Origin of the sequence: Fibrobacter sp., assembly GCF_045112255.1 — a bacterium.
In the GTDB taxonomy this organism is placed as follows: Bacteria; Fibrobacterota; Fibrobacteria; order Fibrobacterales; family Fibrobacteraceae; genus Fibrobacter.
This window is the reverse complement of the sequence record NZ_JBGUHR010000135.1, coordinates 1-12,982: the sequence shown is the minus strand read 5'-3', so window position 1 is coordinate 12,982 and position 12,982 is coordinate 1. Positions and strand designations below refer to the sequence as shown.

The 12,982-nt window shown below is 49.1% G+C and carries 11 protein-coding genes; 2 read left to right on the top strand and 9 right to left on the bottom strand.

From position 1 onward, the window contains the following. Position 1: 1 nt before the first annotated feature. Entirely contained in the window at positions 2-799 is a 798-nt protein-coding gene (gene mazG, locus ACJMM9_RS17230) for a nucleoside triphosphate pyrophosphohydrolase (protein ID WP_405329782.1), read from the bottom strand. A 116-nt stretch (positions 800-915) separates the two neighbouring features. Here mazG and ACJMM9_RS17225 point away from each other — a divergent pair, with 116 nt between their 5' ends. Both ACJMM9_RS17225 and ACJMM9_RS17220 read left to right on the top strand, forming a co-directional pair. Further along, positions 916-1,800, top strand: coding sequence for a DNA-processing protein DprA (locus tag ACJMM9_RS17225; RefSeq protein ID WP_405329779.1), 885 nt, complete (start codon positions 916-918; stop codon positions 1,798-1,800). A 4-nt stretch (positions 1,801-1,804) separates the two neighbouring features. Further along, complete coding sequence (locus ACJMM9_RS17220) at positions 1,805-2,083, top strand: septum formation initiator family protein (RefSeq protein WP_173353935.1); 279 nt, start codon at positions 1,805-1,807, stop codon at positions 2,081-2,083. 119 nt (positions 2,084-2,202) lie between these two features. Here the strand turns inward: ACJMM9_RS17220 and ACJMM9_RS17215 are convergent, their stop codons facing one another. The 8 genes from ACJMM9_RS17215 to rpsF form a co-directional block, all read right to left on the bottom strand. Then, positions 2,203-5,259 (bottom strand): efflux RND transporter permease subunit, encoded by a 3,057-nt coding sequence (locus ACJMM9_RS17215; protein WP_405329776.1) that lies wholly within the window; start codon positions 5,257-5,259, stop codon positions 2,203-2,205. After that, a complete protein-coding gene (locus ACJMM9_RS17210) occupies positions 5,259-6,350 on the bottom strand; it encodes an efflux RND transporter periplasmic adaptor subunit (protein WP_405329773.1) in 1,092 nt (363 codons plus the stop codon). Before ACJMM9_RS17210 ends, ACJMM9_RS17215 begins: the two co-directional genes overlap by 1 nt. A gap of 166 nt (positions 6,351-6,516) precedes the next feature. Then, on the bottom strand, positions 6,517-7,224 hold the full coding sequence (locus tag ACJMM9_RS17205) for a hypothetical protein (RefSeq protein ID WP_405329770.1): 708 nt from the start codon (positions 7,222-7,224) through the stop codon (positions 6,517-6,519). Continuing rightward, positions 7,224-8,753, bottom strand: coding sequence for a hypothetical protein (locus ACJMM9_RS17200; protein ID WP_405329767.1), 1,530 nt, complete (start codon positions 8,751-8,753; stop codon positions 7,224-7,226). The genes ACJMM9_RS17205 and ACJMM9_RS17200 overlap by 1 nt, the downstream gene beginning before the upstream one ends. 89 nt (positions 8,754-8,842) lie before the next feature. Then, entirely contained in the window at positions 8,843-11,710 is a 2,868-nt protein-coding gene (locus ACJMM9_RS17195) for an MBG domain-containing protein (protein ID WP_405329766.1), read from the bottom strand. Positions 11,711-11,869: 159 nt separating this feature from the next. Beyond that, positions 11,870-12,316, bottom strand: a complete 447-nt coding sequence (rplI, locus tag ACJMM9_RS17190) for a 50S ribosomal protein L9 (RefSeq protein WP_173467306.1) — start codon at positions 12,314-12,316, stop codon at positions 11,870-11,872. A 16-nt stretch (positions 12,317-12,332) separates the two neighbouring features. Continuing rightward, positions 12,333-12,584, bottom strand: a complete 252-nt coding sequence (gene rpsR, locus ACJMM9_RS17185) for a 30S ribosomal protein S18 (protein ID WP_012820327.1) — start codon at positions 12,582-12,584, stop codon at positions 12,333-12,335. Next, the coding region (gene rpsF, locus ACJMM9_RS17180; protein WP_405329763.1) for a 30S ribosomal protein S6 at positions 12,584-12,982 on the bottom strand (399 nt) is incomplete at its 5' end. The genes rpsF and rpsR, both read right to left, overlap by 1 nt.

Below are 12,982 nucleotides of genomic sequence, written 5' to 3'. Positions count from 1 at the left end.
ACTAGCGACTGAGCTTTGCTTCTTTCCAGAGCTTTTGCAAGCCCTCTAGCCCTACATCCTTAATTTCTTTACCCTGTTCCTTAACACGGCGCTCCACCTCGCGGAAGCGCCTTTCAAATTTATTGTTTGCGCGTTGCAATGCTATGTTGGCGTTGAAACCGCAATGGCGGGCCACATTCACGAGGCTGAACATGATATCGCCGAATTCATCTTCCAGACGGTCCACGTTCGCATTCTCGGGAGAAACCTTTTCCATTTCGGCACGGAATTCCGCAAATTCCTCTTGAGCCTTGTCGAACACGGGTGCAGCCTCGCCCCAGTCAAAACCGACTTTTGCCACGCGCCGGATTATGTCTTGCGAGCGCGCAAGTGTCGGCATGCTCTTACTGACTTTGTCCATAATAGACTCGCCAGCATGTTTTAAGTTATTCTTTTCCTGCGCCTTGATGCGTTCCCAGCGGCGGCTCACGTCACTTGCCGTATCCACTTTAGCATCCCCAAACACATGCGGATGCCTGCGCACCATCTTTTCGCACAAGCCCTGAATGACATCGTCAATCGTAAAGTCTCCCTGTTCCTTGCACACCTGCGAATGGAAAATCACTTGGAACAGCACATCGCCAAGTTCCTCGCACATGTGTTCCTTGTCGCCATCCTGTGCGGCATCGATAAATTCACAACTTTCTTCAACCAGATACGGCAGCAGTGAATGTGTGGTCTGCTGGCGGTCCCACGGGCAGCCATTCTCCGAACGAAGGCGAGCCATAATTTCGACGAGATCATTAAACGAATATTTCATGTACACAAAGATAGAAAGTAAATGCGCCCCTTGTTTTTTCTTGACAAATTCTGTAAATTAGTAATACCGTTATTAGATTCTTAATTTTATCGTTTCTTATATCAACACTAGCTTTTATGGAAACGAAAACATACAACGAGCTGACACTAGAGAACTACCCTCACACATTACGAACTTCCAAGTACTGCCCCAAACAGCTTTTCTACAAGGGAACCCTCCCCACCGCTGATAAAATCGGCATCGCCATGGTCGGCACACGCCGTCCGTCCGCAAACGCTGAAGAACTTTGCCGCCGTCTCGTTTTATCGCTCAAAGGAACAAACGCCGTCGTCGTTTCAGGGCTAGCGCAGGGCATAGACAGCTTTTGCCACCGTGCAGCACTCGATGCAGGCATTCCAACGATAGCCGTTCTGGCGCAAGGACTAGACGCCAAAATCGAGGGGGAACGAGCCTTACTTGCCCAACGAATTTTAGACGCGGGAGGCGCCCTAATAAGCGAATACGAAGGCGACACGCCAGCCTACAAAGGAAACTTCATCGCCCGAAACCGCATCATCAGCGGACTCAGCCAATCCACGCTCGTCGTGCAAAGCCGTAAAAAAGGAGGGGCACTCCTCACTGCGCAATTCTGTTTAGACGATGGGAAACCGCTCCTCGCCTGCCCCGGGAACTTCGACTGCGAACTCTACAGCGGCACAAACGCGCTCCTCGACAGCGGTCGCGCCAAGCCGGTATTCATTCCCGAAAGTCTACGGTCCGTGGCGGGAATACCGCTCATCGAAGGCGCTCATATCGAAGAACTGAGCGCAAGCGGAGTGGAACTTTCAAGCGGAGCTCAAAAGGTATTTAAGCGTTTTAACGGTTTTCGCAAAACTTTTTCGGAACTTCAGCAGGAATTTGACTTTAAGGCACCAGAACTTTTAGCTATATTGACGGAGCTAGAAATATCTGGTCTGGTTTCATCAAAAGACAACTTCCAATTCTATTTTAACGGAGCATAATTAGTTGCACATACGACTTATTATTGGAATTGCCACCGCGATTACATTCGCGTTCTTGGTCTTCCATTTGCTGTTCGGCAAGAACAGCATTCCGGAACAGCGTAGAATTGCGAAGGAAATAGAACTCTACCAGAAACAAATTGATTCTCTAGGTAAAGTTCTTGAGAATCGAGAACAGCTCATTCAGAAATTAAAGACCGATTCCCTCTACAAGGAAGAAATACTTCGCACCCACTATGGCATGAGCCGCGAAAACGAGAAAGTATTTCAGCTGGTGAAGTAGCGGCGAAGCCGCTGCTTAGACGAAAGAACGCTCGTAAACTCGCTTTAGACGAAAGACGAGAGTAATAGTAAGGCACCTTTGGTGCAGTATAATAAAATTCTTTCGTCTCTCGTCTAAACCTACGCCATTTTACTTGCATCGGTGCGGACGGATTCGACCTTCCCGGCGAAGAAGCTATATGCGGCAGGCACAATAAAGAGCGTCATGAACGTCGCAAATGTGAGACCGCCTACAATAGCAACACCCATTGCAATGCGGCTCGGGGTGCCGGTCAAAATGAGCGGCACCGCGCCCAATACTGTCGAAAGGCTCGTCATGAGGATTGGGCGGAAGCGGCGTTCCGCCGCCATCCGAGCCGCCTCGAGCTTGCTGCAGCCCGTATTCTCGGCAATCTGGTTTGCAAATTCCACAATCAAGATACCGTTCTTCGTTACAAGAGCGATCAACAAGATCAAGGCAATTTCGCTAAAGATGTTGAGCGTCTGGCCTGTGACAAACAAGCTCACCAAAGCGCCCGAGAGTGCAAGCGGCACCGTAAAGAAAATCACGAACGGCGCACGGAAGCTTTCGAACTGCCCCGCAAGCACCAGGAACACAAGCGCAAGCGCAAGCAAGAACACCACGTACAATCCAGAAGAGCTTTCTTCGAATTCCTTGGACGAACCGCTCAAGGTCGTGCTCACACTAGGATAATCCTTCAGCAACTTCTTTGCAATGCGGCGCATTTCTTCGACGCCATCGCCAATCGTCTTGCCCGGCACAAGGCCCGCCTGGATAGTCGCAGCGCTAAAGCGGTTGTAACGCGGCAGCGACGGAGAAGCGGACTGTTCCTTGTACGTGATAAAGTTGTCCAAGCTTACCAGCTCGCCCTTACCGTTCTTGACCGTAAGCATCGAGAGGTTTTCCGGCGTATCGCGGTACTGGTAACCAACGGCGCCAATGATATCGTACTGACGGCCGTCCTTGTAGTAATCGCCATAAGTCTGGTCGCTAATCGCAAGTTGCACCGCCTGAGCAATATCGTTCACCGACACGCCTTCTTCGTTAGCCTTGTCACGCAAAATTTCGATGTGGAGTTCCGGCTTCGTGAAACGCAAGTTGCTGTTCACCACGCTAAACACAGGACTCTTGCTTGCCGCTTCCTCGAATTTCGGGACAAGGTCACGCAGCACTTCAATGTTCGGAGCCTGTAGCACAAACTGCACCGGGAGTCCACCGCGCTGCGTACTGATGCTCTGTGGTTCAAACACCATCACACGCAAATCCGGGTATTCGTTACCGAGCACCTGAATCACGCGGGCGATTTCACTCTGCGGACGGCGAGATTTCTTATCGTCGTTCAAGAACAAGCGCATTCTCGAGTTGCCCGCATTCCAAGCACCCGCCTGGAATTCCGTATATTCATTAGAATCAAGAATCGAAGTCACTTCATCGACAAATTCATCGGCCATGCGCTTGGTGCGCGAGAGGTTCACGCCTTCGGGCATGCTCATATTCACCATCACGGCGTTCGAGTCTTCAGTCGGCGCCATTTCGCTACTCATGTTGTTAAAGCAGAAGTATGCCCCAAACAAGAGTACCGCCACAATCGGGAACAACAGCAAACGCCACTTGAGGAATCCGCCCAGCAAGCGGGAATACATCCCGTTCAGCCAGTCAAAGAACGGCTCCGTGAGCTTAAAGAAACGCCCTTTCTTCTGATGCTTCAGGAATTTGGAACAAAGCATCGGAGAAAGTGTCAAAGCGCAAAGCGTCGAAAGGAACACCGTTCCAATCATCACCGCCACAAATTCGCGGAACAAAAGCCCCGTCGTACCTCCCAAGGCAAGCACCGGAATGAACACAGCCATCAAAACGACTGACGTTGCAATCACCGCAAAAAAGATTTCGTTTGTCCCTGCAATCGCCGCCTGTTTCGGAGTCATGCCGCTTTCAATCTTGTGGTAAATGTTTTCCACAATCACAATGGCATCGTCCACAACAAGGCCAATTGCAAGGACCATCGCCAAAAGCGTAAGCACGTTGATACTGAACCCGCAGAGGTAAAGCACAAAGAAGCTACCAATCACGGATACCGGCACGACGACCATCGGGATAAACGTTGTACGGCCTTCGCGGAGGAACGCAAAGATAATCGCAATCACGAGAATAAACGCAATAAAGATGGTTTCCACCACTTCCTTGATGGAAGCGCGAATGTTGATTGAAGTATCGCGACCGTAAAGCAGTTCCACGCCTTCCGGGATTTCACGACGAATGTCTTCGACACGCTTGTAAAATTCGTTTGCAATTTCGACGTGGTTACTGCCCGGCTGCGCCATGAGCGCAAGCGTAATGGAATTTTTGCCGTTACGTCTAAAACCAGTACGCGTATCCTTCGGTTCGTAATGGATGTCTGCCACATCGGAAATGCGGATCACGGTTCCATCTTCAGCCGTTCTCACCGCAATGTTGCCAAAGGACTTCGGATCGAGAACTCGGCCAAGCGTACGGATTGAAAGCGTCGTTTCAGAACCTTCGATAGAACCAGACGGGAGTTCCAAGTTGCCTTGTTTCAAGGCAGCAGCCATTTGCGCCCCCGAGACGCCAAGTGCCTGCATACGCACCGGGTCAATCCAAAGACGCACGACCGGACGCTTTTCACCCCAGATCGCCACTTCCGAAACGCCGTTAATCGTCTGCAAGCGTTCCTTCACATGGTTGTTCGCAATTTCCGAAACTTCCATCGGGTCGAACTTGTCGCTCACAAGGCTCACCATCAAGATCGGATCGTTATCGCTATCGGACTTGTAGACCGTCGGTTCATCGACATCATCCGGCAAGCGGCGACGCACACGGCTCACGCGGTCGCGGATTTCATTTGCAGCCGCTTCCAGGTCCATGCCCGTTTCAAATTCAATGCTGATGTAAGAGAATCCATCACGGCTCGTCGAGGTCAAAGCCTTGATACCCGATGCACTGTTGATGGAGGCTTCCAAGATTTCAGTGACTTCCGCTTCGACCACGGCAGCATTTGCGCCCGGGTAAGAAGTACGCACCTGAATCAAGGGGTAATCGACGTTCGGGTATTCACGAATGCCGAGAGAGCTGAGTCCAAAAAATCCAAGCAACAGGATGACAAGCGCCATCACAGTCATGAGGACAGGGCGACGGACGGAGAGCTGGCTTACGCTCATTACTCTACCTCGTAATTGATCGAATGGCGGAGTCCTTTAATCTTGACATCAACACCTGGACGGAGGCTCACAATGCCAGAAACAATCACCGTATCGCCTACATCAAGGCCCGAAAGCACCTGCACAGACATCGGCGTGCGAAGTCCCGTCGTGATATGCTTGATCTTAGCCTTGCCGCCCTGACTCACAAACACGTAAGCGCCTTCCCTGTCGAGAATCATCGCTTCGGACGGGATCGTAAAACTCTGCACGTTGCTAGCTTCCATGGCGACATTCACGCTCACAAAGCTACCCGCAATGAGTTCGCCCTTTGCATTATCAACATCGACCATCACGCGACGAGTGCGGCTGCTTTCAGAAATCACGGCATCAAGAGCAGAGACAACGCCGAATTTTTCTACGTTGCGTTCAGAGTCCTTGAGGGAAATTTTGTCGCCCACCTTGATGACAGACGCATAGCGCTGCGGGAGCGAGAACTTTGCCTTGAGGCGGTCCACTTCACTGAGTTCTGCAATCGGCGTTCCAGAGTTGAGCCAGGCGCCCACGGACACATCGACAAAGCCAAGCTTGCCGCTGAATGGCGCACGGACTTCGGTCTTTGCAAGTTGCGCCTGGATGAGTTCTACACTTGCCTGAGCAGACTTGAGCGAGGCTTCAGCCGATTCCAGATCTTGCTTAGTTGCACCGTTCTTTTCAAAGAGGCTGCGAACGCGTTGTTCCTTCTGCTCGGCAAGCATCTTATTCGATTCGGCTTGCTTGAGCTGCGCACGGAGTTCAGAATCGTCAATCTTTGCAAGGAGCGCACCCTTCTTGACAATCGCGCCGTCTTTTGCCTTGAGGCTTACCAGGCGGCCAGAAGTCGCCGCCGAAAGCGAGACGCAGTTCTTCGGCACGAGAGTCGCCATTGTCTGGAAGTTCTTGCCCTGCTGCCCAAGCTCTGCCACATAACCTTCGACATTCAGCACACGCTGGGCGCCACCCTTTTTGCCGCCATTGCCTTTGCCGCCAGGAGCACCCTTAGCAGAATCGCCTTTACTACCACAAGCAACAAGAAGGAGAGAAGAGAGAGCTATTAGAAGAAGGTGTTTCATATTTTAGTTAGAAGTAGGAAGTAGTTTGATTAATTCGGTTTTCGGAATGATGAATTAGGAACTGACATTTTGATTTTGCACCCTTTAGATGCATGACGAGCTTAAAAAGTTGCATGAATAAAACTAGCGGACATTCCGAATTCCGACTTCCTAATTCCGAACTGCCTTAGAACTTCACGTTCATGTAAAGTGCAGCGCCATCATCATAGAATTCAGGTTCAAACTGCACCCTGCTAGAGAACGACTTGGCCGAGGTTGCACGGTAAATGCGTATTGCATCGAGCATGGAAACCACACGGTTCAAAATCAGCGCTCCCACAGAAGCCTGGAACACAATACGGCTCACGCGATAATGACGCATGCGACTTTTAAATTCATCAATATGCCTGGACGATTCTGGATTGTCAGAACTGCCCCAGTCCCATTGGACATCGTTCGAGAATTCTTCATCCACTTTTTTGCCCGAACGGATCATCGCCTGATTATAATCTTCATTCATATCTGGCGAAGAATTCTGACCAAACACGCCGGAACGGCTGCGGTAAGCGCTTACAGTGTTCAACAAGGACACACTTTTGTTGCCATTGAATCCTGCATGGCGGACAGCATAATTATGAGCAGACGACAAATAGCGGTCGCCCACCACATAAGAACCAATTGTAGCCACCCACAGAGCAAGGTCTGTCCACAAAAACGGACGAACCATTTTCTGTTCACCCAGATAAGACTCGCCCATGCCAGGCAAAAGCGCCGAAGCACCTACAGCAAGGAACACGTTCTTATCGCGGTTCCTATAGACATCTGCATCGACACTCACTACAATCTGCGAAAAAGCGGCGACTGACGCAAGCAGTATGGCAAGAATGAAGCGCATTAGAATCCCCAATTTGCACGAACTTCCCAGCTGAAGGAATCCGCAAACGAAAAACCACTATCGAAACGCAGACGATCATACCAAGAAACCTTTTCTTCGTAGAGGACCTTATTATGCGCATTAGCAGTAAAGGCAGCATCCACCGCAGAAGCAATATGGTTCAAAATCAAGCCGCCAATGAACCACGCCTGCATGTCGGCATAATCGTTCGCCTTGTTACGCATGGAGCGATACTTTTTCAAGTTGTCCGATTCACCGAGCGAAACCGTTTCGGAATTCGGATCTTCAAGATTAAGGTTGATAGCCAAAGTTCCGCCATTCTTAACATCATCCCAGCCACGGACATATGCACCTTCAGAAATCAACTGGAACACTTCAGATTCCTTGTCGAAATTTCCCTTGAAATTTTTCATTTCCGTGCCCAAGTTGGCTTTTTTCTTATCGGAGCTGGCATCTGGGTTGGGGAAATTGCTCAAGTGCTTGGAATCGTTATCAAAAAGGACATTTTCGTGATAGCAGCCACCGTAGCTTGCATTACCGTACAAGGCTTCACAGAACGACTTACGCGTTCCCATGTAACGGTTATTGAATTCCTGGCGATACACATCACCACCCTCTGCACTATAGAGATTGCGCATTACGGCTTCGTAACGACCAATGGAATAATGTTCCTTTGCAAACTTCTTGTACTTATCAACTTGCTGATTGTACTTATGGACGGAGAAGTATCCCCAGCCGGTCCACAAGAACGCTTCCAAGGCCATGTAAACGCCACCACGAACATAAGTCGCCGTAGAACCGCCAACATACATCTGTCCAACGCCAGGAACCAAGAGCGAAAGGAACAAAGCCTTACGCGGGTTCTTGTAACGACCCTTCATTTCATCAATCCCATGAACCTTGGAAACCTTTACCGGTCCCAAAAGATCGCGACGGCTCATGCTGTTTGAAGAAGCGGCAACGGAACTGCTGCTCATATTCGTAAGACCAGCGGCCAAAGCCTGGGCAATAGAATCAGCGCGCCTTGAAGAATCTGCACTGGCACGAATCTTTTCGGCTTCAGCAATGGCGGCTTCCCGCATCAAGGAATCACGGGCCGCAGAATCCAGTACCGAGGTGTCCGTTACAGCAACAACTGGTGCAACATCGACCGCAGATGAACTGGACTCCACGACAGCCATCGATGAACTAGAAACGCTAACCTCTACAGCGGACGAACTCACAACGACTTCCGAAGAACTGGACGGAATCGCTGAAGAACTCGAAACAGCCTTGCTACTTGAAGACTTCGCCTTAGACTTTTTGGAAGCGGAGCTTGCCGGAGCCTTAGCTGCAGAGCTAGACGGAGCGACCGCCGGAGTCGCAGGTGCTGCAGTAGCCGCAGGAGCAACAGAAGCAGAACTTGCCGGAACAGAAGCCGGGGCCTTAGCCTCTTCTTCAAATTCAGCGAAAAGATCTCGCACCTGAGCAAAAGAAACCTGGGCGAGAGACAGACCTAAAAACAAGGGTAAAAGGACATACTTGCGCATATGATTCTAAAATAGCAAAAAATGTTGTCAAAACAAAAAACCTCGGACACAAATCCGAGGCTTTCTTCAATAAATTCTTAAAACAAAGGCTACTTCACGCGAACACGCTGTACCGAAGAACCGATTCGCACCATGTAGACACCAGAATTCTGGACTGTAATTCCGAAATTCGGGGTCTTGACAAAGCCCTTGCTGATAACCTTTCCCTGCATATCAAGAACGGCATAAGCTTTACCCACCGTGGAACCGCTAATCTGAATACGGCGATTCATGGAAGAAACCTCAAAAGCCTTTACTCCCTTAACAGCAGCAATCGAAATCGGCTCGTCCGTAATCACCAACTTGCCATCATAGGCAACGATGAAGTTGACTCGCTCAAAGTTCGGCGAAATATTGACAAAATCGGAAGCCTGGAGGCCCATCGCGTAGGTTCCCATATCCACGCCAGACATATTCAGATCGCCCTTGTAAGCCACAAATTCTTTCTTATAGGCAATACTATCAGCAAGCCATTCTTCACCAGGAATTCGCATCGGGCTTACATCGAAACTCTTTGACACCGTAATTTCTTCACCAGTATAAAGAGCTTTGATGACATCGCCATAAATGGCAACTGTAATTCTTCCCGTATAGGGTTTAACCGTAAAGTAACCCTGTTTAACGACCACGGTGTAATTGGGATTATCGTCAACCAATGCTGAAATTCGATACAAATTATCAGCAGGACGCACTGTATCACCCAATTCACGGGCAACATAAATTCCGGTAAGCTTGTCGCCTTCAAGAAGGCCCGTAATCTCATAAGCAAACGTATCCGGATCAGCTTCGCTATAGACCTTAAATGTATCGGCAATGGCCAGCACAGCCTCTTTTCTAAGCACAGTAAGGAAGCTCGTTTCATATTTGCTTACAACATAATTCTTATTTGAAGGATTACGCTGATCGAAATCCAGCAAATACTTACCAGCGGCAAGGCGACCATTGGCGTCAACATTCAGCGCGCCATTTTCATCCACCTGCATGCCATCATAAAGCGACACATGGATTCCAGTCAGTTCATCGCCTTCCAGAAGACTATCTGCAGTCCATTTGAATTCTGTCGGGATTTCATCGCCATACGTAATCGTATCAGCCTTTGCCGAGACAATCAGCTTTCTCGGGGTGATCGTCAAGACGCCATCCGTAATATTGAAAGTCACGTTAGGATAGTTAAGCGATGTATTCTTGAAATTCTTTGCGGAAAGACCCATAACATACTTGCCAGCGTCGAGTCCCGTCACAACAGAATCGCCAGTGTATTCCACATAGTCCAAGGAATAAGCCTCACTGCTGCAAGAGATATCAAAGCCCTTTACAACCTGTTCCTTGCCATTGTATTCCGCAGTAAGGTCGTGACCAACAACCGTAACAACAATCTTGTCGTTGTTTGCAACAATGGTCAACTTGCCATCAACCGTGCTCACAATGTAATTCGGATTGGCTTCGTCATCGACCGTTGCGGTAATCGCATAGTCACCAGCGTCTTCACCGGGTTCACGCTGCAAGGCAACGCCCTTCAGCACGTCTTTAACACCATCGAAGGTAGCTAAGGCGTCAACAGTGTATCCCAGTTCGGGGTCCTTTTCGCCAAATTTCTTCACAACATCTGTTACCGTCAAGACAACCGGTCTCGGATTGATGGTCAAAGAACCAGGAACAATAGTCAATGTGTAATTAGTGTTCGAACCTTCTGCAAAAGAAACACTGACCTTGTAAGTACCGACATTTTCACCCTTGGCGCGGGTAACCTTCGGCAGTTCCAGTTCTTCGCCTTCACGGGCAAGACCTTCAGTCTCAAACGTAAATGTCGGATCTTTATCGCCATAAAGCTTTTCGAAAGTACCAACATAGACCTTTGCATCCTTCGGAGTAACAGTAAGCGTACCATTCGTTACCTTCACCGTGTAGTTCGGATTGGAGCCGGCCTTTACGTTAGCCGTAATTGTGTATTCGTCCACATTTTCAAGATTCGTCGAAAGGCACTTCGCACACGAGAGCGTGACATCTTTCAGCACGTCCTTGCCAATAAGTCCAGAGACCTTGTATGTAAATTCAGGAGTAGTCTCGCCATAAACTTTTGTAAAGCTATCGACAGTCAAGGATGCGGCTACAGGGGAAATGGTAAACTTACCAGGAACTGCCGTAACAATGTAATCTTCAGTTTCTTCGACTACAGAGACCGAAATATCGTAGGTGCCGGCATTTTCGCCTTCGGCTCGAGAAAGAGTGATCGTTCCCAGCTTTTTGTAATCAGCTTCTTTAATATTACCAGTAATCGTATATTCTAATTTCGGATCAGCAGCGCCATAAGTCTTGCCAGCATTTTTCGCAGTAACTTTAATCTTGGTTTTCGTAATGGTCATGTAACCACTAGTCACCATAATATCGTAGTTAGGGAAGAGCTTTTTTAAATCAACAGACTTGTCGTTGGAAATTTCAAATTTGAAGCCGACCTCTTCGACACCCGTAGCCAAAGTCGTTTTGAACTTCTTGGCCAGTTCAGCCTGAAATTTCTTAGCCGTATCCGCCTGAAGAGTGCTCATGTTCGTACGTTCTTCGATATACCAGGAGAACTCCGGATTTTCACCACCCAGCTCCTTTTCGCAATCTTCAATCTTTACAAGGATACCTTTCGACTTAATAGTGAAGTTCTTTGTAATTCGATCCCCATTGGGCAGCTTTACCGTAACAGAACCGGCATCTGTGCCAGCATTGATATTTGCACCATAAGAAACCGATGTCAACTGGTCTGCGGTATATTCATTGTCGCCGCATATGACCTTTGTTACCGAAGGCTGAATCTGATAACCCGTGAATACAGTGGCACCAGACAATGTAACTGAACAATCGTCCTGGGCAACCGCATTTGAAAACGCTGCCGATACGGCAAGAGCGAACATAGCAATCTTTTTAAACATAAACCACTCTCTTTTTAATCAAACCCATTGAAAAATATAATTTTTTACTTACGTTTTCAACTGCAATCACGATAAATCGTTGTAAAATAGGGGCTTGAACGCAAAAAACCGCCCCCGATCGGGAGCGGTCCGTAAGATTTTCAGTGGAGCTGAAGAGAATTACTTCTCTGCAACCACCCAAACCTTGACCTGTGCTTCAACGTCGCTGAAGACCTTGACAGTCACGGTGTAAACACCGAGCTGCTTGATCGGTTCAGCAAGGTCGATCTGAGCACGAGAAACCTTGACACCAGCCTTGGTGATTGCTTCAGCGATGTCACCTGCGGTCACAGAACCGTAGAGACGTTCGCCTTCAACAACGCGGCGTTCGAGGTTGACAGAAATCTGAGAAAGCTTTGCAGCAACATCACCGGCAGCAGCGAGTTCCTTCTGGAACTGAGCTTCAACAGCAGCGCGGTTGTTTTCGATTTCGAGCTTGGCTTCCTTAGTTGCGCGAACAGCGAGCTTGCGCGGGAAGAGGTAGTTACGAGCGTAACCATCCTTAACCTTCACGACGTCGAGCATCTTGCCCAAGTGGGGGACGTTAGCCTTAAGAATAATTTCCATAGTCTAGTTCCTCCTATTAGCGCATGCTGTCCGAAACGAACGGGAGAATAGCCATCTGACGGGCACGCTTGATAGCTTCGTTCAGCATACGCTGATACTTAGCGGAAGTGCCAGAAATGCGGCGCGGGATGATCTTGCCACGTTCAGAGATAAAGCGACGAAGAGTCTTTTCGTCCTTGTAGTCAATGAACTTGACGTTGTTCTCGGTGAACCAGCAAGTCTTCTTGCGGCGGATGCGAGTAGCCTGCTTCTTATCTTCAAAAGCCATTATTCAGCCTCCCCTTCTTCTGCGTCAACCGGAACAATTTCTTCGGTGGACTGTGTCTGAGTCTGATCGTAGACGATTTCGCTCATCGGATAATCAGCGAGGGTCATCCAACGGAGAACGTTTTCGTTCAGCTTGAGAGCGGCTTCCATAGCAGCGACCGTTGCAGCTTCTGCCTTGTAGTAGAAGATGACATAGTAGCCGTGCTGGCGCTTGTTGATTGTGTATGCGAGCTTGCGCTTGCCCCAGTCGTCACGGCGGAGAATTTCGCCGTTGCCGCTGGTGATGTTGGCGGCGATAGTCTCGACTTCAGCCTTGATAGCGTCGTCAGAGATCATAGCGTCGATGATCACCATCGTTTCGTATTGTCTCATAATGAGTCCCTTTGGTCTATCGCCCGG

Excerpts from the sequence above, each read along its gene's own strand:
- mazG (WP_405329782.1), bottom strand. The coding sequence starts at position 799 with ATGAAATATTCGTTTAATGATCTCGTCGAAATTATGGCTCGCCTTCGT.
- ACJMM9_RS17225 (WP_405329779.1), top strand. The coding sequence starts at position 916 with ATGGAAACGAAAACATACAACGAGCTGACACTAGAGAACTACCCTCAC.
- ACJMM9_RS17215 (WP_405329776.1), bottom strand. The coding sequence starts at position 5,259 with ATGAGCGTAAGCCAGCTCTCCGTCCGTCGCCCTGTCCTCATGACTGTG.
- ACJMM9_RS17210 (WP_405329773.1), bottom strand. The coding sequence starts at position 6,350 with ATGAAACACCTTCTTCTAATAGCTCTCTCTTCTCTCCTTCTTGTTGCT.
- ACJMM9_RS17205 (WP_405329770.1), bottom strand. The coding sequence starts at position 7,224 with ATGCGCTTCATTCTTGCCATACTGCTTGCGTCAGTCGCCGCTTTTTCG.
- ACJMM9_RS17200 (WP_405329767.1), bottom strand. The coding sequence starts at position 8,753 with ATGCGCAAGTATGTCCTTTTACCCTTGTTTTTAGGTCTGTCTCTCGCC.
- ACJMM9_RS17195 (WP_405329766.1), bottom strand. The coding sequence starts at position 11,710 with ATGTTTAAAAAGATTGCTATGTTCGCTCTTGCCGTATCGGCAGCGTTT.
- rplI (WP_173467306.1), bottom strand. The coding sequence starts at position 12,316 with ATGGAAATTATTCTTAAGGCTAACGTCCCCCACTTGGGCAAGATGCTC.
- rpsR (WP_012820327.1), bottom strand. The coding sequence starts at position 12,584 with ATGGCTTTTGAAGATAAGAAGCAGGCTACTCGCATCCGCCGCAAGAAG.